This is a genomic window from Mesorhizobium sp. M4B.F.Ca.ET.089.01.1.1, from assembly GCF_004022605.1.
GTDB classification, from domain to species: domain Bacteria; phylum Pseudomonadota; class Alphaproteobacteria; order Rhizobiales; family Rhizobiaceae; genus Mesorhizobium; species Mesorhizobium abyssinicae.
In genome coordinates, this window is record NZ_RZOS01000953.1 from 1 (window position 1) to 958 (window position 958).

Annotated in this window: 1 protein-coding gene; it reads left to right on the top strand. The window is 64.6% G+C overall.

What is annotated here, in order from left to right:
- Nucleotides 1-152: 152 nt before the first annotated feature.
- Nucleotides 153-958 (top strand): efflux RND transporter permease subunit (locus EN780_RS35295; RefSeq protein WP_133372912.1); only part of this gene is annotated, 806 nt, incomplete at its 3' end.

A 958-nucleotide genomic window follows, 5' to 3' on the forward strand; every position in this document is an offset into this window, starting at 1 on the left:
CCCTACCGTGTGCCGGGCACCATGCACAGCCTGGCCTGACTTGCGACGGCGCCCGCCACGCGGCGGGCGCGGTCCGAACCCAACCATCATTTTTCGCTGGCCGGCAAACGCCGGCGGAACGCGCCTTCACGCGCGCTGAGAGGGATTGCATCATGACCAGCTTCAACCTTTCCGAATGGGCGCTGCGCCACCGGAGCTTCGTCATCTACCTGATGATCGCGGCGGCGCTTGCCGGCCTCTACGCCTATCAAGGCCTCGGCCGCGAGGAGGATCCGCCCTTCACCATCAAAACCATGGTGGTGAAGACGATGTGGCCGGGCGCCACGACCAGCGACACGGTGGAGCAGATCACCGACCGTATCGAGAAGAAGCTCGAGGAGCTTCCCGACCTCGACTACGTCAAGAGCTACACCAAGCCCGGCGAATCCGTGGTCTTCGTCAACCTCAAGGACACGGTCGCCGGCGACCAGGTGCAGCCGCTCTGGTACCAGGTGCGCAAGAAGCTCGACGACATCAAGCCGACACTCCCGTCCGGCGTCCAGGGCCCGTTCTACAATGACGAGTTCGGCGACACCTATTCGCTGATCTACGCGCTGACCTCCGACAGTCTAAGCCATCGCGAGCTGAAGGACCTGGCCAGCAGCCTGCGCGCCGGGCTGCTCACCGTGAAGGATGTCGCCAAGGTCGATCTGGTCGGCCAGCAGGACGAGAAGATCTACCTCGAATTCTCGACGCAGAAGGTGGCGGCGCTCGGCCTCGACGTCGGCACGCTGTCGCAGGCGCTGCAGGCGCAGAACGCGCTGACACCGAGCGGCACGGTCGATGCCGGCCCGGAGCGCATCGCCATCCGCGTCTCCGGTTCCTTCACCTCCGAGGAGAGTCTGAAGGCGATCAACTTCTACGCCAACGGCCATTATTTCCGGCTGGGCGACGTCGCCGAGGTCAAGCGCGCCTATTC